The following is a 20,569-nucleotide window of genomic DNA, read 5'->3' as shown; positions in this document are numbered from 1 at the left end:
CTTAATCCTTATTTGTTATGTGCAGAGTATGCGCAGAACCAAAAATGCACTTGTAGCTGTCATAGCAATACCAAGAGTTACGTACGAACTGTGAATAAGCCAGTACCGTTTTTTCTTGTATTTTTCATTGGCTTTCCAACACTGTTCATCTTTCGATTTTTTCAACTCTTGTGTAAGTGCAAAGAATCGCTTCGCATCCACACGAAGTTCATAAAGGCATAGAACAACAGTAATAACAAAACTAATTAAAGCGGCAGAAAGTAAAACTTGCTCTAAATCTGAGTATTTTTGACCATCTTTAGTCAAAGCCAAGAAAAAAACACCTGTTGCACCTGATGAAACCGATAAAATGTAAGCTCTCAGTCGATTTCCTGCATCTTTCGCTAATTCATGATATTGATTAATTTCGTCCTGCATACTTCATCCTGCACATAACATTTTAATATTGTGCAAGCACGAATCCATCCGCTTAACATATCAAAAAGGTCACTCATAACCAACTGAATGCTATGCATTTAATATAAAAGTGGGTCTAAACAATAAGTGTGAAAACGTGCAAGCACATATTGCCGACTATGTAACGCTCGGCCTCATTCTTAACCACCCATAAATCTGCAGTATAATCAATAATTTAAAATAAGCCTCTCGTTAAATTCGTGCTCAATCAGAGTTAAAAACCACTCTTTTTTAAGTCATTAATTATTCAACAAGCAATAAACTGTCTGTATGTACAGATTTTGTGAGGGGAATATATGGCGAGTCAATTCATGCAGGCAATTTGCGAACATATGACGATGCGAGGCTATAGTCGCAAGACAATCAAAGCCTACTGTTACTGGATAAAATACTTCATTCATTTTCATAAGCTTAAACACCCTGAACAGATGCATGCCGCTGAAGTTGTCTCCTTTCTTTCTCATTTAGCTAATCAACAAAAAGTAGCCATCAATACTCAAAAGGTAGCGCTCAATGCTCTAGCCTATTTATACAATCAATTTATTAAGCAACCTCTAGGAGACTTAGGGTTTAGCTATGCGACTCGGTCTCGAAAAATTCCTAGCGTACTCAATCATGCGGAAGCTATCTCGGTGATCAATGAAATAGATCCTAAATATCAACTGTTTTTTCGCTTGTTGTATGGTTCAGGTTTGAGAGTATCGGAATGCCTGAGGCTTCGAGTACAAGATATAGATCTAAAACAAGGGTCTCTCACTGTTCACAATGGGAAAGGAAATAGAGACCGAGTGACAATTTTAAGTTTTTCACTCACTGAAGCTATACAAGACAAAATTTCACAAGTTGCAGTTCTGCTCGCTAAAGATAACTTGAATGGGTTTGGGCCATCTTTACCTCACCGATTAGGTAAAAAATACCCTAGTGCCTATCGACAACTTGCTTGGATGTACCTATTCCCATCAAAATCCGTCACTCAACACTCTGAGTCGGGGATCGTATGCCGACACCACCTACATGATTCGGTACTCCGAAAAACGCTGAAGAAGGCGACTAACTCTAATAAATTGCGCCACAAGCGAATTAGTTGTCATACTTTCAGGCACAGTTTTGCTACGCAACTTCTAAAGTCAGGCTCCGATATCAGAACGGTTCAAGAGCTACTGGGGCACAGTGATGTTAAGACAACTCAGATTTACACTCACGTTATTGGGCAACACTTTAGTGGCACGACTAGCCCGCTAGACGGCTTATAACGAAACTCCCTCATCGATAGTTGAACCTTGGCTTGATGGCTTCTGTCTGACAAGGTTGTCTGATATGGTGACGGCAGAACTTCAGCAACTGTTTTAGATAGTATTAAATATGAAAACACTAACCATACTTGATGGCGGCATGGGCCGAGAACTCAAAGAAATTGGCGCGCCATTTTCTCAACCGCTTTGGAGTGCTCAAGCGCTGATTGAAGCACCCGAATTTGTCAGCCAAGCACATCAAAACTTTGTCGATGCAGGTGCTGAAATCCTAATCACCAATAGCTACGCCTGTGTGCCTTTTCACTTGGGTGAAGAGCTGTTCGAGCAGCGAGGCTTTGAACTAGCCACACTGTCCGGTGAGCTGGCTAAAGCAGTTGCAGACAATGCTACCCACACAGTGAAAGTAGCAGGCGCGATTCCACCGCCATTTGGCAGCTACCGACCAGACTTGTTTAAGGTAGAAGAGGCAGCGCCAATCATTCAAACGCTTTACGATGCCCAGGATCCAAACATCGATCTTTGGATAGCGGAAACCATCTGCAGCCTGCAAGAGTTCGAATCCATTCATGCGGTTCTTAAGCAGTCAGATAAGCCGTGTTACTACGCATTCAGTTTGGAAGATACCAAGGGCGATTCTGCCAATATTCGTTCTGGCGAGAGCGTAACAGACGCCATCAAACTTGCCTGCCAATCAAACGCGACAGGCATTATGTTTAACTGTTCAGTGCCTGAAGTGATGGATCAAGCCATTATCGATGCCAAGAAAGTGATCGATGAGCTAGGCAGTGATTTAGAAGTTGGTGTCTATGCCAACAATTTTGCGCCTATCAGCAACGAACATGAAGCGAATGATATGTTTCAGGAGATGCGTGAGCTGGATGGCCAAGGTTACTTAACTTACGCTAAACGCTGGCATGCACTGGGCGCGAATATTATCGGTGGCTGTTGTGGCATCGGGCCAAAACACATTAAAGCCCTAGCCGATTGGAAACACTCAATACAGAGCTAATCCTGAGCTTCAACTAGAATAAAATAAATAGAGAACAGGTTGAGAAATCTGTTCTCTATTTGTATGTGACGTCTCTGAGTACACTGATACAAAACAACGATTTGGAGTAACTGATGAGCGACACGCAACGAAAAATTAAATGGGGTATCGCTGGGCTAGGCAATATCGCCAATCGATTCGCAACCGCAGTCACAGAGCACTCTCTGCATGGTGAGCTTGATGCGGTTGCCGCCAGAGATCACTCACGCGCAGCCACGTTCGCCAACAAGTTTGCTTGCGACAAGGCGTATGGTTCTTATGAAGAGATGGCGAATGACCCAAGTGTTGAAGCGGTTTACATCGCTACGGTTCACCCATACCACCAGCCACTCGCCGAACTGTTTCTAAAGAACAATAAGCACGTATTGGTCGAGAAGCCGGCTTTTACCAACCTTGCTGACTGGCTTGAGATGAAAGCTCTCGCGAAGCAAAATGGCGTGATGCTGTTAGAAGCAATGAAAACCGTGGTGTTTCCCGCATATCGTGAGCTCCAATCATTCTTGGTCGATAACCACATTCAGATAGATTCAATCGAAGCCAGCTTTGGTAACCATCATGACTATGAGCCCGATTTGTTTATCTTCAATCCGGATTTGTCAGGCGGAGCAACACTCGATGTTGGGGTCTATGGGCTTTGGTTCTTTTACGATCTGTGCCGAACGCTGGGTGTAAACCCTTCAAAACCTCAGGTAGAGATGTCGTGTCTTTATGAGGGAGCGAATGTTGATACCAATGCATGCTTTACATTCTCTGGTGATATAAGCGGTAAGATATCGGCATCAACAGTGCAAAACCTTCCCCGATCAGCACACTTGAGTGGACCTGAAACCAAAATCACCATTCACGAAAAATGGTGGAATCCGGCCTTTATTGAGATTGAACATCAAGGCAAAAAGTCGACCATTAACTACCGAGTGATAGGGAATGGATTCGAGTTTGAAATCGACCATTTTTCAGATTTGGTGCTTCAAGGCAAAACTGAATCGAATATCCTGAGCTCAGAGATAACCTCTCGAGTTCTCGATACGATGGAAAACGCACTGATTGATTCTGGCTATTCACATTTAACTCAACCTCGTCGTTAGGAAAAGCAAATTGGGCAACCTTAAGCGTAAGCTTGAACTGTATGAAAAGATATTTCAGGCTTTTGGGCCTGGAGTATCACACTGTCAGGTCAACCAACTGGCCACACTGCTGCACGTGAGTGAACGTCACGTTCAGACCTTACTCAAAGCGATGACAGCACAAGGCTGGATTGAGTGGCAAGCTAGCTCAGGCCGCAGCAAGAAGGCACAACTCACGTGTCTGGTTGAACCCATTGAGGCGTGTTACCAATACGCACAAACCCAAGCTGACGCAGGCAACATAGAACAGGTGTTTAGCACCTTGAGCTTCAACGGCCGCAATGCTGGCACTGAGTTGCAAGCCTTTCTAAGCAATACCAATCCGTCGACGCAGAATATCGCGTACATCCCGTTTCACCGAGAACTCGAAGCGCTTCACCCTCAACGCGTGCTTAGACGCACCGAACGTTTCTTAGTTATGCAAGTTTGCCAACGCCTAACCTCCGTTAAGCACAGCAAACTCAGCGGCGATCTGGCTTATCATTGGCAGCCTAATCAAGATGCGACACAGTGGCACTTTCAGATTCGCAATGGTGTTCACTTTCATAACGGAAGAACACTCGAACCTCAAGACATAGCACGCAACCTTAACTCTCTCTGCCAAAGCAAAATATGGCGTCGCTGTTATCAGCATATTGATGAGGTCTCTGTCTCGGCAGGCAATGTGGTTGTCGTAAAGTTGAATCAACCTGATTGGCATTTACCGCGCCTACTTGCTAGGGCTGAAGCCTCCGTATTCGATCACTCATCACCGACTGATAGGCTGATTGGATCTGGCGCGTTCTCATTAGACATCTTCTCAAGCAAGATGTTGAGATTGAGCCGCAATAGCGCCTATTCACACAGCACGCCGATTCTGAATCGAGTCGAGTTGTGGGTCTATCAGGAATGGGCACAGAGCAAAGCCTGCGCTCAAAATCAGGTGTGCGTGAAACTGCCCGAGAAGACGACCACCGTGCGTGGGGATGACCATTCTTCCCAACCGGATTTCGGCTCAACCTTCTTTAAGATTCAAAGCCCGATGTTGTCTTCAACCGTTCGTGAGTTCACCGTTGAAGACACCTCTGAATGCCAAGCCCTTTTCGATCAGTTGTCAGTGTCTGGCGACCACAAAACCAGCGTGGAATATGGGCACTACCTAACTCACTACCTAACTACCAAAGACGTCGCGCTGTGCAGTATTATTGATGAGAACGACACCTTCACTTCGTGGTTAAGCTTTTTCACTCGCTTCCCGTTTGAGGAATTAACTTTACCTTCTGAGATGCTAGAGACAATCGAACAAGGCTTAGCCTCAATAACAAACCAACCAGACTTTGAGTTAGCGATGAATGCACTGTTGTCGCTCCGGCATTGGTTGCATGAATCTGGGGTTGTGGTTGAGCTCAAGCAAGAGGCGTTCAACTTAGAGGTTTCTGAAAAGATACACGGCGCACAAGTAAATGGTTTCGGTTGGTGCGAACTCGACAAGCTGTGGATTAGCCATTTGTAAGCGTATTTCGTAGCTGAATGTATTTCACAACCTAGCCCAACCAAGCTGCAACCAATCATTATGTTCAGTCACAGCGTAGGTCGAATAGGCTAAGGGTTAGCTCACTAGCGCCAATTCAGACTCTTTATAGATACGGTTAGCCACTTTGTATGCAGCCGGAGACATCAGTGTCTCTTTGCATCTGCGCTTAAATTGCTCGACTTCAATCGTTTGTTCTTCCAGTAAATAGCACAGCTCACTCAAGTAGTTAGCTTCAAACACAGCTTGACCAAGTGGTGTGCATTCGTATCGGCTCGACTCTTGGTAGCCAATTGCGGTCAACACAGACTCTGGCAGTTCCCAGAACTTAGCAATGGTGTAAGTCAGGCGAATAGAGTAGCTGTTCATCAGGCGCTTCAATGCCAACGAGTTAGGTGGAACAGAAGGATCAACATGCTTGAAGGCTTCTACCATCATCTGGAAAATGATCATCTTGCCTAAGTTGCGAATTAACCCAACAAAGTATGCCGCTGCTTGATCTTCTTGAGGTGAAGAGTCTTTCATCAACTCCTTAGAAAACGACGCAGTCTGAACACTGTGATTCCAAATTTTCTCACCGAAGTGACGCCAGTAAATATTGTTCCCCGGCGTGAAGTTCTTCATGTAGCTATTCACCACCCCTTCAACAAGCCCCTGAGAACCCATATTTAAGAATGCTGTTTTTAGGTCGGTAACCTGTTTTTCATTGCGTTTGTAAAAGGCGCTATTTGCCAGTTTAATCACATCGGCAGCCATACTCGGCTCGCGCTCAATCACTCTTAACAGAGTATCGACATCAAACTCATCGCTCTGTAATTCGCCCATTAACGTGGTCACAGAGGCTGGCATCACTGGCAGTTCATTAAGCAGGGCTTTTGGAGAGCGAATCAAGCGTTCGATTTGGCAAGCGACAAAATCACTAAATGGGTCTGACTCCGTGCGAAGGCGAGACTCTCCAAACAAATAATCAAGGAACTCACCATCGTGAAGGCTAAGCGTCTTATCGACGATTAATGATGATGGCTGAGCGGACGACGGCGGAACAAAGATTGAAGACTGAACAGAATCAGTAGCAACGGTTTGTTGTTGCTCTTGTTGGGCAGGCTCTGCAGAGGGTTTGTTTTTTGAATAAACAAAAGGTGAGAATAGTGCCTGCAATACCCTTTTAAACATCAATACGGCTCCTTGATAAATACAACATAGATAGGGATATATAATGGCGGTAATTATCGCACAGTTAATTCATAAACCACACAATGATAAATGAATCATTAACTTTTCAGCTGTATAGGATCTGTTACTCAACGGGTTGCAAGACTGAGCCCGCCAGTATTCGCCAGAAACAAGAAGAGCGAGCACATAACGCTTGCTCGCTCTTCCATAAATCTAAACCGTGAAGCTGACTAAAACTAGCGTTCTGCCACTTCCAACACGATCTTACCAACATGCTTTTTCTTTAAGAACTCATCTTGCGCTTTATGGATATCAGCTAGCGGATAAGACTCTGCAACGATGGCACCAATCTGCTGTTTCTCGATACGGTTGACTAGATTCTGAAATACTTGTGGTTCTAAAACTGTGCAACCAAAAAAGCTGAGATCTTTGAGATACAAAGTGCGAACATCAAGCTCAACCATAGCGCCACCAATTGCGCCAGATACGGCATAACGGCCATGTGGTTTCAGCACTTCAAGGAATTCCGGCCATTTGTCACCTGCCACTAAATCGATAACCACATTGACGCTACTTTCGCCTAGCGCTTTAACCAAATCCGCATCACGAGCAATCACTTCATCAGCGCCAAGTTCAAGTAACTGTTGGTTCTTGCTTGGGCTGGTAATCGCAATCACATACGCGCCGCGAGCTTTTGCTAGCTGAATAGCCGCAGAGCCCACACCGCCCGATGCACCAGAGATAAGCACGCGATCACCTTCAGCCACATTCGCGCGAGTTAGCATGTTCTCTGCTGTTGAGTAAGAACATGGGAAAGATGCTAGTTCAACATCCGACATGGTGCTGTTCACCGCATAAGCGTGCTTCGCTGCAACTTTGGTGTATTCAGCGAACCCACCATCGCACTCAGAACCGAAATACCATGGCTGTGGCAGATCTCGTCCGTATACTTCTGTTAAACAAGGTTCGATAAGAACACGCTCACCAATACGGTCAGCAGAGACTTCATTACCGACTGCTACGATGAAACCACACACGTCAGCACCTTGGATACGAGGGAACTTCAACGCTTCACCCGACCAACTTGCATCGTCTGAGTCATCGCTTTTTGAGTACCAGCCGATTCGTGTGTTGATATCGGTATTGTTAACGCCTGCTGCCATCACTTTGATCAGCACTTCATTAGGTTCGATTTGAGGAACCGCGATATCTTCGCGGTAGCCAAGCATTTCTGCTCCGCCGTGCCCCAACATCTCTACGCCTTTCATTGTTTTCGGTATTTCGAATTTCATCGTGTTTCCTCGAGTAATTTTGTAACCATATTCTGTGCTGATGCCACCGCTTCTTCGCCTAATACTGGCCACGCGCTTGATACGCCTTCATGAAGTAAAAACAGTGGTGTCGCGAGATCATCTCGCAGGCTCTGCTTGCCTATTAGCAAACGGACTTGTTCTTTATGCTGTGTAACCGCTTGGCTGATAAGCTCATTATCGGGAAACGCGGCCATCGCATTCATCGACATACACCCGTGCGGCGCATACTCTTCTAACCATTGTTGGAGCTTGTTGAAGATATGAGTAACCGATTCGAGACCCTTTTCAGGAGACGTTTCCAACAAGAAATCTAGGTAACGTTGGTGTCGATATTCCAAGGCACCAACGATCATCGCTTCTTTTGAAGGGAAATGTTTATACAAGGTTCTTAGGCTTACATCGCACGCCGTTTTCAGCTGTGCAACGCTCGGCTCAGCAAAACCTTGCTGGCTAAATGCCACCTCTAAGCTTGCTGCAATCTGTTCTCTCAACATAGTGCTCTCTTAATACCCGACAAAGGGTAGAATGATTGTTCTACCTACAAGATAGAACGATCACTCTACCCCTGTCAATATCCAAATTTACACACCAAGAAATGATAAATTCCGCGCCAAACAGGACACGGAATTTATCAATACAGATGAGAGACTTAGCGTTTAAGCTGGAGTCGACTGCGTATCGTCACCAGAACAGATAAAGCGCCGCAAAGTACCAACACCCCCCCTAAATCTTGAATCATTCCCGCTAAAGCGAGCCCTGAGCCGATCAAGGTGTAATACATCAAACCAAACAGTGCACCTGCACTTCCCGCTTGAGATTGGTAGCTGACTAATGCTCGGCTCAATACATTAGGGATCGCAATACCAAATGCCATGACCACCAGCATCATCGGAAGTAAAAACCATATTGAGTGTTGTGAAAAATAGACACCCACCGCACCTAATGTTTGAAGCCCTGCCGCGATACCAATCAGAGACATTGAAGACACTTGTCTCTTCAACAATGTCTTGTTCACCAAGCTTCCCAACAGAGTCCCGAACCCAAGCACAATGCCGCTGTAGCCAAACTGCTCAACGCTAAATCCAAGTTGAATGAAGGCAAATGAACCCAATTGATAATAGGAAAATAGCGCAATATTGAACGACGCAACCAGCAACGCAGACATCCATATATCGCTATCTTTGATCATGTGAATACTGAGTGACTTTAACTGCAATGGCTGCTTAGATTGTTGCGTTTCAGGCAATGACCATAGGCTATGTGCCAACAACGCTAACACCATAATAAACAAGGCAATAAACACATATTGATGCCCGCCCGCTTGGCTTAGTTGACCGCCAAGAAGCAGCCCGATGATTGGACTAATCGACAGCCCCATCCCCATGTAACCAAACACCTTGGCCAGTTCCGCGCCGCTAAAGGCATCGCGCAACATGGTTTGTGTCACCACCGAGCCAACCGCAAGCCCGAAAGCGCCCATGGCTCGGGCTATCATCAACCAAACAAAGCTATTGGTTTGCATAGCAATGAGTGCTGAACAAGCGAATAACCCCATGCCCAATAACATGGTTGGTCGGCGCCCCCACTTGTCAGCTAACACGCCCCATACCACCACACCCACCGCAAATGCAGAGAAGTAAATCGATAGGGTTTGAGCAGCTTGTGTGTAACTGACATCAAAGGATTTCGATATTGAATCCAGAGTCGGGCTATAGATGGTTTCTGCGATTTGAGGGAACATCAGCAATAGCACCATTTGCCATAAAGAAGGTTTTGTTTTCATCATTTTTCCAAGACCAGTGAACTTGACGAGGAGTCTAGGGGAAACTAACCTTGGCTCGTTAACAACATTAAAACCAAAAACAACAAGATTGGGACAAATGGCATTAATCAGCGAAACCATTGAGTTTGATGCAGACAGCTTACCTGCGCCCGTAATAGGGATTGCGGCAGAGCTAGGTCAGCATGATTCAGGAATACATCACCACGTAAAAGGACAGCTGTTGTATGCTCCGCAGGGTTGCATCACCTTGACCTTAAAAAACGCCATTTGCATTTTGCCGCCGACTAAAGCCGTGTGGATCCCGCCTTATACCAAACATCGCGCGCAGATGACCAATGTGGTTGCTTATCGGTCGCTCTATTTTGATAGCAGTATTTACACCTGCCCAGAAGCGATTGAAATTGTGGAAGTGAATGAGCTTTTAAAAGCCCTGATCAATAAGATGGCTTTCTGGGATTGGGACGTTGCCCGCGAGCAAACCACCAATACCGCCAACCTATTCTGGGAAGAGTTTTACAGTGCTAACCAACACTCGTTTATCTTGCCACTACCGACAGATCGCCGCTTTAAAAGCTTTTGCAAACAAGTCCGAACCGCTTCCTTTCTTGCCCCAGCCCTCTCGACATTAGCGAACTCGGTTGGCGCAAGCACCAAAACGATTACTCGATTATTCAAAGCCGAAACAGGCATGACTTACCAAGAGTGGCGACAGCAATGGCGCTTGTTTAAAGCGATTGAACTGCTCTCAGAAAACCGACAAGTCGGTGATGTGGCTCATCTGCTAGAGTTCTCATCCAACAGTGCGTTTATCGCTTTTTTCAAACAGCAAACTGGACAAACCCCGTTGGCCTTTACCAAGTTAGGGGCGTGATTGTTGTTATCCAAACTCTGAAGTTTTACTGAGCTCAGATACAAAAAACCAGAACATGAGTTCTGGTTTTTAAAAGTATTTTAAAGCTAGATGCCGTCGTTACTTGGTATAGAAAGCGCGTTTCAATGCCATCTCTAAACCACGAACTTCAGCTAAGCCTTTCAATCGACCAATCGCCGAATAACCTGGGTTAGTGGTTTTCTTAAGGTCATCCAGCATTTGATGACCGTGATCCGGACGCATTGGAATTAAGCGGTGATCGCCCACTTCTGCACGACGATTTTCTTCATCCAAAATAGCCATCACAACGTTGTACATGTCCACATCACCATCGAGGTGCGCTGCTTCGTGGAATGTCATTGGGTTGCTCTCTTCACGCTTAGTTGAACGCAGGTGCGTAAAGTAAATTCGGTCACCGTGCTTTTTGATCATATTAACCAGATCATTGTCGCCACGAACACCGTATGAACCCGTACACATCGTCAAGCCATTCATTTTGCTCGGTACATGCTCGGTCAACCAATCAATGTCTTCGATCGTTGAAACGATGCGAGGCAAGCCTAGAATCGGACGCGGTGGATCGTCTGGGTGAACCGCCATCTTCAAGCCATTCGCATCACAGATAGGCATCAGCTCAGCGAGGAAGTAAGACATGTGCTCACGTAGCTTGTCTTTGTCGATTCCCGCATAGCGATCTAGCTGTGCTTGAAACGCTTCTAGTGTGTAACCTTCTTCAGCGCCTGGCAGGCCAGCGATGATGTTATTGGTCAGTTGCTGAATTTGCTCAGGCGTCATGTTGTTGAAGTAATCCAACGCTTGAGCTTGCTCTGATTCTGAATAGTCCGATTCTGCACCTGGACGTTTCAAGATATGCAGCTCAAATGCCGCAAACGCGATTTGGTCAAAACGCAGTGCGCGCGAGCCATCAGGCATTTCAAATTCTAAATCGGTACGCGTCCAGTCCAACACTGGCATGAAATTATAACAAACCGTATCGATGCCACACTCAGCAAGGTTAGACAGAGTTTGCTTATAGTTATCAATCCACTGCTGGTAGTTGCCAGTTTGAGTTTTGATCTCTTCGTGCACAGGCACGCTTTCTACAACCGACCACGTTAAGCCTTTCTCTTCGATAATGGCTTTGCGTTTCAGGATTTCTTCTTTTGTCCAAACTTCACCATTTGGAATATGGTGCAGTGCATTCACAATACCAGTTGCGCCCGCTTGACGAATGTCATCTAGCGAAACTTGATCATTAGGGCCGTACCAACGCCACGTTTGTTCCATGAGACTTACCTTTCTTTAAGACGCACTTAGCCGGCTCGAATTAATCAAGCTAAATGCAATAACGACTTCTTAATGGCAGTAATGATAATTACTGCCCGAGATAGCACCGGTCTACGCCGGTCTAAAGACGATTACCTATTAATAACCTAGTGAATGAATCAGCTTCCAAAAAGAGTTTTGTCGCAGAGTTCAACGTTAGCTTTCAGGACTAACTTTCCGTGCTAAGTAGCACCACTGGGTTAGAACTAAATAAGTAACCATCAAAGTTTGGGTCATCAATGTCTGACAGCGCTAACAAACGCTGCTTAACATTCTCAAGGTGTTGCCACATTGCGTTCTTAGCAGCGACAGGGTCTTTGCGCTGTAAGGCGGCGAGGATACGAGCATGATCATCTAACCATTCTTCACGGTAATCTTGACCACTGATGTGAGAGTGGAGTTTATTCCACATTGGACTCTTTTCGCGTCGATCCCAGGATTGTTTCAACATATCTACCAGCACAGAGTTTTGAGTAGCCTCTGCAATACACATGTGAAATCTTTCATCTCCGCTGCAATCGGTGGTACCGCTTGCAAGCTCTTCGCGCTCGAGTTCGAGTGCAGAGCGCATCTTAATGATGTCGCCCGGAGTGACCTGAGTTGCCGCAAACTCCGCGATATTACTTTCCAGTAATTGGCGGGCCTGCAGCATCTCGAATGGACCAGCGTCATCGCTGACCACATTCTCGCGAGAATGAGTAGGAATGTTCAGGACATAAACACCTGACCCTTTTTTTACCTCAACTAAGTTTTCAAGCTCTAGCATGATGATCGCTTCACGCACTACAGTGCGGCTTACATCTAGACGATCAGCAATATCGCGTTCTGGAGGTAACCTATCTCCGACCTTATACAGGCCTTCAATCAGTTCTTTTCTTAGTACTAACCCTATCTCCTGATAAGGTCTTTTCGGCTCGAAAGGCATCATGATGATATTGTCACTTCTTTCCATTGTATTTCTCTCGCCATCATAATGACCAAATATAATTGGTCAACCTCTATATCTTAAAATGCAGTAACACCTTGTTTTTGTATTACTCTTTTTTCTATATTTGCTCGTTATTCAACAGCCTGAATACGGTCAATCAATGCGCTCAATTCTGGGTCCGCTTTATCTAGCGCGTCGTACATAGGTTGAACCGCTAGTGCGAACGCAGCCTTGTCTGGTTCCACAAAAGTAACGCCCATTTTCTCGGCTTTAGCACGCTCTTTTGCTTCCGATTCAGCCCACAATTTTTTCATCAATTCAGATGAATCACTTGCCGCCTTCATTAGCGCATCTTGTTGTTCTGCAGTCAGTTTATCGTATGCTTTGGTTGAGATAACCAACACATCCGGAACCATCGTGTGCTCATCTAAGCTGAAGTATTTAGACACTTCACTGTGACGGCTCAAGCTGAAAGAAGGAATGTTATTTTCAGCCGCATCTACGACACCTTGCTGCAGTGCTGTGTACAACTCACCGTAAGCTAGTGGCGTTGGGTTACCGCCTAACGCTTTCACCATCGCAATTGCTGATGGGCTTGGTTGAACACGAACTTTCAAACCTTTCAGATCTTCTGGTGTGTTAATTGGCTTATTGGTATAGAAGCTACGCGCACCAGCGTCGTAGTAAGTCACACCAATAAAGCCGCTATCACGAGAAGAGTTAAGAATGTCACGGCCTACTTCACCATCAGTCACACTGTAGTAGTGCGCTTGATCGCGGAATAAGTAAGGCATGTTGAATGATGAATAAGCAGGAGAAAAAGCTTCTAGCTCAGCAGCATTACTTTTCACCATATCTAAAGCGCCGTTCTGCATCAGCTCCATAGATTCACGCTGTGTACCCAATTGAGCATCAGGGTAAATACGAATACGCACCTCACCATCAGTCAATTCACGTACTTCTTTCGCCATAAACGTCATCGCTTCATGTACTGCATGGTCACGAGGGTGGTTATGGCTCAGTTTCAATGTTGTCGCTGCATAAGCAGAAGCTGTTGCTCCAAAAGTCAAAGCAGCACCGACAACCGCACTAATCAAAGTTTTACGCGTCATCATCATTCTTATTCTCCGTGGATTGGTTATCCAAAATGTAGGGTGTTTTTTGTTATGGGCTCATATTGGGGCTCAAAAAAGGAACCGTCAAAGCTGAAATTAAAATTGATTGACCAAAGTCACAATAAAAACCCATAAATTGGTCAACCAAAATCATTTGTGAAGTTGCTCACGCCAACCAAAAAATGAATAGCTTATGATTCAGCCAGATTTTTGAACATCCCATCCCTACATAGAAACAATTTCTTACATTGGTAAACCAATTGTTATGAGATACGCAATTTTGTTGAAAGGAAATAAACATGAATAAATTGGTCAGTTACATAAATAGAGGGTTGGCCGCCTTTACAGTGTCTCTATCGTCTTTCTTGGTGCTATGCGTGATATGGCAGGTTCTATCCCGCTATGTTATTGGCAAACCAAGTACTGTTACCGACGAGCTCGCTCGTTACCTCTTTATGTGGGTAGCCCTGATTGGTGCTGCTTACACAACAGGTCTGAAACGCCACCTTGCCATCGACCTACTTACGATGAAGCTGACTGGCAAACGTAAATTAATCAACGAAATCATTATCCAAATAGCCATCGCTTCTTTCTCTTATATCGTTCTGGTACACGGTGGCAGCCAACTTGCAGCTAAAACACTTGCGATGGGACAACTGACTCCCGCTCTAGGTTTAGAAATGGGCTACATCTACTTCTGCTTACCGGTTAGTGGCGCTTTGATGATTTTTTACTCAGTCGTATTTACCTACGAACGCGTTAAACAATTAATGTCAGGTGACGATTTGATCACCGACTCACAACTTGATTGATAGAAGGATTTCACAATGGAATGGCAAGTAATACTGACATTATTCGGTAGTTTCGCTGTACTGCTTACAATCGGTGTACCGGTCTCTTTTGCGATTGGTTTATCGTCACTAGCAACCATCTTAATGAGCTTACCGCTTGAGCCTGCAATTGCTGTAGTTGCTCAACGTATGGCGGCAGGCCTTGATAACTTTGCACTATTAGCAATTCCGTTCTTCATTTTGGCGGGCAACATCATGAACCAAGGCGGCATCGCGCTGCGTTTGATCAACTTCGCGAAAGTGTTGGGTGGTCGTCTACCAGGTTCACTCGCCCACGTAAACGTGATGGCAAACATGATGTTTGGGTCTATCTCAGGCTCAGCGGTTGCATCGGCTGCTGCAGTTGGTGGCACTATGTCTCCTCTGCAAAAGAAAGATGGATATGACGAAAACTACTCGGCTGCGGTAAATATTACGTCATGTCCTGCGGGCTTGCTTATCCCACCCAGCAACACGCTGATCGTGTTCTCATTAGTTTCTGGTGGTACCTCTATTGCAGCATTGTTCTTAGCAGGCTATATCCCAGGCCTATTGATGGGGCTGAGCATCATGATGGTGGCAGGTATTATCGCGAAACGTCGTGGCTACCCAGTCGCAGCTCGTCCTTCCACATCAATGGTATGGAATACCTTCCTAAAAGCAGCACCTTCTTTAGCACTGATCGGCATCATCATGGGCGGCATCATTGGCGGTATCTTTACTGCGACTGAGGCTTCCGCAATTGCTGTGGTATACACGTTTGTTTTAGCTGTGCTTGTCTACCGCGAAGTGAAATGGGGTGATATTCCAAAGATCATCCTTGAGTCTGCAGTAACAACATCTATCGTTCTATTACTGGTTGGCGCATCAATGGGCATGTCTTGGGCAATGGCGAACGCCGATGTACCTTACATGATTGCCGATGCTCTACTCGCGGTTTCCGAAGACCCACTAATGATCCTACTGATTATCAACGTGATTCTGTTGATTGTTGGCATCTTTATGGATATGACCCCTGCGGTTCTTATCTTCACACCAATCTTCTTACCAATCGCGCTAGACCTAGGCATCGACCCTGTGCACTTCGGCATCATGATGACCTTCAACCTTGCTATCGGTATCTGTACACCGCCAGTAGGTAGTGCTCTGTTCATCGGTTGTTCGGTTGCCAACATTGCCATCGACAAAGTCATCAAGCCTTTATTGCCATTCTATGCCGCACTTATTGCAGCCCTAATGGCCGTTACTTTTATCCCTGAGCTGAGCTTGTTCCTACCTGAATTGGTACTGGGCTACGGTTCGTAATTTGGTCACAGATAGATTCTAAGACTGCTAAACACTCAAACGCTTTATCAAATAATAAAATCCCGCTGGTTCGCTGGCGGGAAAAGGAACTGAATAATGAAGACTGTTGCTAACTCTACGCTGCCAAACACTGTACTACGACCTGACTACGACCGTTCAGCACTCCAAAGCCGTATCGTGCACCTTGGCTTCGGTGCATTTCACCGAGCGCATCAAGCGTTGTTCACCAATGAAATGCTCAGCAAGACCAGCACTGATTGGGGTATTTGCGAAATTAACCTATTCGGAGGCGAAGACTTAATTGAATCACTTCGCACGCAAGATCACCTTTACACGGTTGCTGAAAAAGGCGCTGAATCCACAGACGTTAAAGTGATCGGCTCAGTGGCCGAATCTCTTCACCCAAGCCTAGACGGCATCGAAACCGTATTAGAAAAAATGGCCGAACCTCAAGTGGCTATCGTTTCTATGACCATCACAGAGAAAGGCTACTGCGCAGACCCAGCGACAGGAAAACTCGACAAAAATAACCCATTAGTCATCGCTGACCTAGCTAACCCAAGCGAACCTAAATCAGCATTAGGTTACATTGTGCAAGCGCTCAAAATTCGACGTGAACGTGGCTTAACACCATTCACGGTCATGTCTTGCGATAACGTGCAAGAGAACGGTCATGTAGCAAAAGCAGCGATCATTGAGTTTGCTCAACTGCTTGACCCAGAATTACGTGATTGGATTGAAACCAATGTCACCTTCCCATGCACCATGGTTGACCGTATCGTACCCGCAGCAACAGAAGAAACACTGACAGAAATTGCAGAACTGCTTGGTTGTGAAGACCCATGTGGCATCGCCTGTGAACCCTTTCGCCAATGGGTGATTGAAGATAACTTTGTGGCAGGTCGTCCAGATTGGAATGTCGCTGGCGCAGAGTTCGTAGAAGATGTGGTGCCTTACGAAGAGATGAAACTGCGTATGCTCAATGGCAGTCACTCTTTCCTTGCTTACCTTGGATACCTTGGTGGCTACGACCATATTTCCGACACTATGACGGATGCTGGCTACCGAAAAGCCGCTTTTGACATGATGATGAAATCACAGGCACCTTCGTTAACGATGCCTGAAGGGACTGATTTAGAAGGTTACGCAACCTTGCTGATCAACCGCTTCACTAACCCAAGCTTGAAGCACAAGACGTGGCAGATTGCGATGGATGGCAGCCAGAAGATCCCTCAACGTATGGGTGGCAGCTTACGATTCCATTTAGATCAAGGCTCAGATTTCTCGTGGCTTGCAACCGCCATCGCTGGCTGGATGCGCTATGTATCTGGCGTTGATGAGCAAGGCAATGAGATTGATGTCCGCGATCCAATGGCAGACACACTTCGCCAGATCTGCGACCAGCATGGACTCAATGTTTCTGTGGTTCCAGCATTACTTGCGGTTGAAGCGATTTTCCCTGCCGAGCTAGGCCAAGACCCGCAGGTCATTGATGCGGTAAGTTCAGCGTACCAATCATTAATTGAACACGGTGCCGTTGCGACCGTGGCTGCGTTATAAGGAGTACAAACAATGAAGAATTTCTTATGTGAAGACTTTTTACTGTCGAATGAGACTGCACGTCGTTTGTACCATGAACACGCAAGCCACCAGCCGATTTATGACTATCACTGCCATCTAAACCCGGCAGAAGTGGCTCAAGATCGTCAGTTCGAAAACATGTCTAAGATTTGGCTTGAAGGTGACCACTACAAATGGCGTGGTATGCGTTCAGCAGGGATTGATGAGCGTCTGATTACTGGAGGCGCAAGCGATTATGATAAGTTCATGGCCTGGGCTAGAACCGTCCCTCAAACCTTGGGCAACCCACTTTACCATTGGACTCATTTAGAACTACGCCGCCCATTTGGTATTACTGGCACTCTCTTTGGTCCAGAAACCGCAGACCAAATTTGGCACGAAGGCAACGAGCTATTAGCGACACCAGAATTTAGTGCTCGCGGCATCATGAAGCAGATGAATGTGGTGATGGCTGGTACGACAGACGATCCAATTGATTCTCTTGAACACCATAAGGCGATCGCTCAAGACAATTCATTTGATGTACAAGTGTTACCAAGCTGGCGCCCAGATAAAGCCTTCAAAATCGAACTCGACACCTTTGTCGATTACCTGCGCCAACTTGGTCAAGTAGCCGATATCGAGATCCGTCGATTTGATGATCTGTTGAGTGCGCTAGACAAGCGTTTAGTCCACTTTAATGCCCATGGCTGTCGTGCGGCTGACCACGGTATTGAAGTGGTTCGCTACGCACCTATTCCATCAGAATCGGATTTGGATGCCCTGTTAACTCGACGCCTCAATGGCGAAACGCTCACCGATCTAGAATGTGCGCAGTTTTCAACAGCGGTTCAGGTGTGGTTAGGCAAGCGCTACGCCGCAATGGGTTGGGTAATGCAGCTTCACATTGGTGCTCAGCGCAATAACAACACGCGCATGTTCCAACTGTTAGGCGCAGATGCAGGGTTTGATTCGATCAGCGATAAGACGTTTGCCTTCGAATTGGCTCACCTGTTAGACGAAATGGATCAAAGCAACGAGTTACCTCGCACCATTCTTTACTGCTTAAACCCTCGCGATAACGAGATGATGGCAACCATGATTGGTAACTTCCAAGGTGGCGGCATCGCGGGCAAAGTTCAGTTTGGTTCTGGTTGGTGGTTCAACGATCAGAAAGACGGCATGCAACGCCAAATGGAACAGTTATCTCAACTTGGTCTGCTTAGCCAGTTTGTCGGCATGCTGACTGACTCTCGCAGCTTCTTGTCGTACACACGCCACGAATACTTCCGCCGAATTCTGTGTGACATGCTTGGTCGTTGGGCTGAAAACGGCGAGGTACCAAACGACATGTCACTGCTTGGCCCTATGGTCGAAGACATCTGCTTTGGTAACGCAAAACGCTACTTCGAAGAGAGGGCGTAACCGATGAAACATATCGCCATTATTGGTGAGTGCATGATCGAACTGAACGGCAAACCGTTCGGCTCAATGCATCAAACGTTTGGCGGGGACACACTCAATGCTGCGGTCTATCTAAGCCGCGGCTGCGAGGCCAACCTCAATCAAGATGACATAAAAGTGTCCTACGTCACGGCTTTGGGCGCAGACCCGATTAGCAAGGGAATGTTAGAACGCTGGCAACAAGAGGGGGTGTCGACGGACCTTGTTCTACAAGACAGCCAACGTACTCCGGGTCTATACCTAATTCAGCTTGATGACGCAGGTGAACGTACCTTTCTGTACTGGAGAAACCAGTCGGCTGCACGCTACCTGCTACAGCACCCAGATTTCAATCAGATAAAGCAGGCACTGCGCAATGTCGATATGGTCTTTCTCAGCGGGATCACATTAGCGATTCTGCCTGAACAAGATCGTATCGAGCTATTGAACATCTTGGTTGAGTTGAAGGCACAAGGTGTTGAGATTGCCTTCGACAGTAACTTCCGCCCTGCACTTTGGCCACAAGACGAAAACCAAACCGTCAAAAACAGCTACCAGGCCATGTATACATTGACGGATTTAGCGTTGGTCACATTCGATGATGAACAATTAATTTGGGGCGATAGCTCTCCAGAACAAACTATCGAACGTCTAACGACGCTGGGTGTTAAGCGATGCATCGTCAAACTGGGTGCAGATGGCTGTCTCATTCAAGATGCCACCATTCAAAGTAACATACACCCAGATTCTGGTGCCGCTTCGGCTCCACTAGCGGTGCCAACCCTGCCTGTTGATCATGTCGTTGATACGACCTCGGCAGGAGACTCATTCAATGGCGGATTTTTATCGGCTTACCTTGCGGGCGAAGACTTATTTAAGTCATGCCAGCGCGGCAATGCCATGGCAGGCGTCGTTATCCAACATCGTGGTGCCATTATTGCAAAAGAACTAACTCAAGCGGCCATCACAGCCATTTAAGGAATACCAATGTCTAACATCAAACAACAACTGAAAACACTGAAAGTTATCCCTGTGATCGCTATCGACAACGCTGAAGACATCATCCCTCTGGGTAAAGTGTTAGCTGAAAATGGTTTACCTGCAGCAGAAATTACATTCCGTTCGGAAGCTGCAGTTGAAGCTATTCGTCTACTTCGTGAATCACAACCAGATATGTTGATCGGCGCAGGCACTGTGCTCAATCGTGAGCAAGCTATTGCGGCTAAAGAAGCAGGCGCAACGTTCGTCGTCTCTCCTGGATTTAATCCAAACACGGTAAGAGCCTGCCAAGAGATTGGTATTGATATCATTCCTGGGGTCAACAACCCGAGTACAGTAGAAGCCGCTCTAGAAATGGGCTTAACCACATTGAAGTTCTTCCCTGCTGAAGCATCAGGTGGCATCAACATGGTTAAGTCACTTCTTGCGCCTTACACGGATATTGAAATCATGCCGACCGGTGGTATCAACCCAAACAACATTAAAGACTACCTAGCGATACCTCGCGTGCTCGCATGTGGCGGTACTTGGA

General features: G+C 46.2%; 19 protein-coding genes. 11 read left to right on the top strand and 8 right to left on the bottom strand.

From position 1 onward, the window contains the following. Positions 1-15 precede the first annotated feature (15 nt). On the bottom strand, positions 16-417 hold the full coding sequence (locus tag AB4507_RS11590; protein WP_017009226.1) for a hypothetical protein: 402 nt from the start codon (positions 415-417) through the stop codon (positions 16-18). 335 nt (positions 418-752) lie between these two features. Here AB4507_RS11590 and AB4507_RS11585 point away from each other — a divergent pair, with 335 nt between their 5' ends. From AB4507_RS11585 to AB4507_RS11570, 4 genes are all read left to right on the top strand, one after another. Continuing rightward, complete coding sequence (locus tag AB4507_RS11585; protein ID WP_372074150.1) at positions 753-1,709, top strand: integron integrase; 957 nt, start codon at positions 753-755, stop codon at positions 1,707-1,709. A gap of 109 nt (positions 1,710-1,818) precedes the next feature. Beyond that, complete coding sequence (locus tag AB4507_RS11580) at positions 1,819-2,718, top strand: homocysteine S-methyltransferase family protein (RefSeq protein WP_017065219.1); 900 nt, start codon at positions 1,819-1,821, stop codon at positions 2,716-2,718. 113 nt (positions 2,719-2,831) lie between these two features. Continuing rightward, on the top strand, positions 2,832-3,842 hold the full coding sequence (locus AB4507_RS11575) for a Gfo/Idh/MocA family protein (protein ID WP_372182711.1): 1,011 nt from the start codon (positions 2,832-2,834) through the stop codon (positions 3,840-3,842). Positions 3,843-3,852: 10 nt separating this feature from the next. Continuing rightward, on the top strand, positions 3,853-5,373 hold the full coding sequence (locus AB4507_RS11570) for an SgrR family transcriptional regulator (protein ID WP_102321237.1): 1,521 nt from the start codon (positions 3,853-3,855) through the stop codon (positions 5,371-5,373). Between the two features lie 96 nt (positions 5,374-5,469). Here AB4507_RS11570 and AB4507_RS11565 read toward each other — a convergent pair whose 3' ends face one another. The 4 genes from AB4507_RS11565 to AB4507_RS11550 form a co-directional block, all read right to left on the bottom strand. Then, positions 5,470-6,564, bottom strand: coding sequence for an HDOD domain-containing protein (locus AB4507_RS11565; RefSeq protein ID WP_102321238.1), 1,095 nt, complete (start codon positions 6,562-6,564; stop codon positions 5,470-5,472). A gap of 236 nt (positions 6,565-6,800) precedes the next feature. Next, positions 6,801-7,856 (bottom strand): alcohol dehydrogenase family protein, encoded by a 1,056-nt coding sequence (locus AB4507_RS11560; protein ID WP_102321239.1) that lies wholly within the window; start codon positions 7,854-7,856, stop codon positions 6,801-6,803. Beyond that, positions 7,853-8,371 (bottom strand): TetR/AcrR family transcriptional regulator, encoded by a 519-nt coding sequence (locus AB4507_RS11555; protein WP_102321240.1) that lies wholly within the window; start codon positions 8,369-8,371, stop codon positions 7,853-7,855. Before AB4507_RS11555 ends, AB4507_RS11560 begins: the two co-directional genes overlap by 4 nt. Positions 8,372-8,526: 155 nt before the next feature. Then, positions 8,527-9,660 carry a multidrug effflux MFS transporter gene (locus tag AB4507_RS11550; protein WP_372182710.1) on the bottom strand — a complete coding sequence of 378 codons (1,134 nt, stop codon included), beginning with the start codon at positions 9,658-9,660 and terminating at the stop codon, positions 8,527-8,529. A gap of 97 nt (positions 9,661-9,757) precedes the next feature. Between AB4507_RS11550 and AB4507_RS11545 the strand changes: the two genes are divergently transcribed. Continuing rightward, positions 9,758-10,531 carry a helix-turn-helix domain-containing protein gene (locus AB4507_RS11545; RefSeq protein ID WP_136973855.1) on the top strand — a complete coding sequence of 258 codons (774 nt, stop codon included), beginning with the start codon at positions 9,758-9,760 and terminating at the stop codon, positions 10,529-10,531. A gap of 99 nt (positions 10,532-10,630) precedes the next feature. On the opposite strand, the gene uxuA is transcribed toward AB4507_RS11545, so the two are convergent. The 3 genes from uxuA to AB4507_RS11530 form a co-directional block, all read right to left on the bottom strand. Next, positions 10,631-11,818: a mannonate dehydratase gene (uxuA, locus tag AB4507_RS11540; RefSeq protein ID WP_017068145.1), complete on the bottom strand. Its 1,188-nt coding sequence runs from the start codon at positions 11,816-11,818 to the stop codon at positions 10,631-10,633. A gap of 208 nt (positions 11,819-12,026) precedes the next feature. Further along, positions 12,027-12,809 (bottom strand): FCD domain-containing protein, encoded by a 783-nt coding sequence (locus AB4507_RS11535; protein ID WP_061020948.1) that lies wholly within the window; start codon positions 12,807-12,809, stop codon positions 12,027-12,029. A 107-nt stretch (positions 12,810-12,916) separates the two neighbouring features. Beyond that, a complete protein-coding gene (locus tag AB4507_RS11530) occupies positions 12,917-13,900 on the bottom strand; it encodes a TRAP transporter substrate-binding protein (RefSeq protein ID WP_029235323.1) in 984 nt (327 codons plus the stop codon). 299 nt (positions 13,901-14,199) lie between these two features. Between AB4507_RS11530 and AB4507_RS11525 the strand changes: the two genes are divergently transcribed. The 6 genes from AB4507_RS11525 to AB4507_RS11500 all read left to right on the top strand — a co-directional run. Further along, on the top strand, positions 14,200-14,712 hold the full coding sequence (locus tag AB4507_RS11525) for a TRAP transporter small permease (RefSeq protein ID WP_017068142.1): 513 nt from the start codon (positions 14,200-14,202) through the stop codon (positions 14,710-14,712). Positions 14,713-14,727: 15 nt separating this feature from the next. Next, a complete protein-coding gene (locus tag AB4507_RS11520) occupies positions 14,728-16,035 on the top strand; it encodes a TRAP transporter large permease (RefSeq protein WP_017068141.1) in 1,308 nt (435 codons plus the stop codon). 96 nt (positions 16,036-16,131) lie between these two features. Continuing rightward, positions 16,132-17,595, top strand: coding sequence for a fructuronate reductase (locus AB4507_RS11515; RefSeq protein WP_017068140.1), 1,464 nt, complete (start codon positions 16,132-16,134; stop codon positions 17,593-17,595). A 12-nt stretch (positions 17,596-17,607) separates the two neighbouring features. After that, a complete protein-coding gene (uxaC, locus tag AB4507_RS11510) occupies positions 17,608-19,020 on the top strand; it encodes a glucuronate isomerase (protein WP_102394443.1) in 1,413 nt (470 codons plus the stop codon). 3 nt (positions 19,021-19,023) lie between these two features. Beyond that, positions 19,024-20,016: a sugar kinase gene (locus tag AB4507_RS11505; protein ID WP_372057300.1), complete on the top strand. Its 993-nt coding sequence runs from the start codon at positions 19,024-19,026 to the stop codon at positions 20,014-20,016. 9 nt (positions 20,017-20,025) lie between these two features. Beyond that, a partial coding sequence (locus AB4507_RS11500) for a bifunctional 4-hydroxy-2-oxoglutarate aldolase/2-dehydro-3-deoxy-phosphogluconate aldolase (protein ID WP_372182708.1) occupies positions 20,026-20,569 on the top strand: 544 nt, incomplete at its 3' end.

It is taken from the genome of Vibrio sp. 10N.222.54.A3 (assembly GCF_041474095.1).
In the GTDB taxonomy this organism is placed as follows: Bacteria; Pseudomonadota; Gammaproteobacteria; order Enterobacterales; family Vibrionaceae; genus Vibrio; species Vibrio crassostreae_C.
The sequence above is the reverse complement of the archived record's forward strand: the minus strand, read 5'-3'. Positions and strand labels throughout refer to the sequence as shown.

Bases quoted from the DNA above. Each gene is read 5' to 3' on its own strand.
- AB4507_RS11590 (WP_017009226.1), bottom strand. From the start codon at position 417: ATGCAGGACGAAATTAATCAATATCATGAATTAGCGAAAGATGCAGGA.
- AB4507_RS11585 (WP_372074150.1), top strand. From the start codon at position 753: ATGGCGAGTCAATTCATGCAGGCAATTTGCGAACATATGACGATGCGA.
- AB4507_RS11580 (WP_017065219.1), top strand. From the start codon at position 1,819: ATGAAAACACTAACCATACTTGATGGCGGCATGGGCCGAGAACTCAAA.
- AB4507_RS11575 (WP_372182711.1), top strand. From the start codon at position 2,832: ATGAGCGACACGCAACGAAAAATTAAATGGGGTATCGCTGGGCTAGGC.
- AB4507_RS11565 (WP_102321238.1), bottom strand. From the start codon at position 6,564: ATGTTTAAAAGGGTATTGCAGGCACTATTCTCACCTTTTGTTTATTCA.
- AB4507_RS11560 (WP_102321239.1), bottom strand. From the start codon at position 7,856: ATGAAATTCGAAATACCGAAAACAATGAAAGGCGTAGAGATGTTGGGG.
- AB4507_RS11555 (WP_102321240.1), bottom strand. From the start codon at position 8,371: ATGTTGAGAGAACAGATTGCAGCAAGCTTAGAGGTGGCATTTAGCCAG.
- AB4507_RS11550 (WP_372182710.1), bottom strand. From the start codon at position 9,660: ATGAAAACAAAACCTTCTTTATGGCAAATGGTGCTATTGCTGATGTTC.
- AB4507_RS11545 (WP_136973855.1), top strand. From the start codon at position 9,758: ATGGCATTAATCAGCGAAACCATTGAGTTTGATGCAGACAGCTTACCT.
- uxuA (WP_017068145.1), bottom strand. From the start codon at position 11,818: ATGGAACAAACGTGGCGTTGGTACGGCCCTAATGATCAAGTTTCGCTA.
- AB4507_RS11535 (WP_061020948.1), bottom strand. From the start codon at position 12,809: ATGGAAAGAAGTGACAATATCATCATGATGCCTTTCGAGCCGAAAAGA.
- AB4507_RS11530 (WP_029235323.1), bottom strand. From the start codon at position 13,900: ATGATGACGCGTAAAACTTTGATTAGTGCGGTTGTCGGTGCTGCTTTG.
- AB4507_RS11525 (WP_017068142.1), top strand. From the start codon at position 14,200: ATGAATAAATTGGTCAGTTACATAAATAGAGGGTTGGCCGCCTTTACA.
- AB4507_RS11520 (WP_017068141.1), top strand. From the start codon at position 14,728: ATGGAATGGCAAGTAATACTGACATTATTCGGTAGTTTCGCTGTACTG.
- AB4507_RS11515 (WP_017068140.1), top strand. From the start codon at position 16,132: ATGAAGACTGTTGCTAACTCTACGCTGCCAAACACTGTACTACGACCT.
- uxaC (WP_102394443.1), top strand. From the start codon at position 17,608: ATGAAGAATTTCTTATGTGAAGACTTTTTACTGTCGAATGAGACTGCA.
- AB4507_RS11505 (WP_372057300.1), top strand. From the start codon at position 19,024: ATGAAACATATCGCCATTATTGGTGAGTGCATGATCGAACTGAACGGC.